Below are 219 nucleotides of genomic sequence, written 5' to 3' on the forward strand. Positions count from 1 at the left end.
ATTAGCTTTTGAGTTTGATTATGAGTACATGATTGATGAAATTATAAATCAAATAAATGTAACTTGTGAAGAGGAAGGAGTAGATGTACCAAATATATTTACAGAATTTGGAAGCTTTACAGTTGGCGAAAGCGGAGGCGCTATTTATGAAGTACTTTACCAAAAACAACAAAACGATAGAGAAAAATGGAATATGATAAACTCATCGTTTATAACAAC

The 219-nt window shown here is 30.6% G+C and carries 1 pseudogene; it reads left to right on the forward strand.

Going from position 1 to position 219, the window contains the following annotated elements:
• Positions 1 to 219 (forward strand): annotated as a pseudogene (locus FUA24_RS23395) (arginine decarboxylase); the annotation flags it as partial.

It is taken from the genome of Seonamhaeicola marinus (assembly GCF_008085455.1).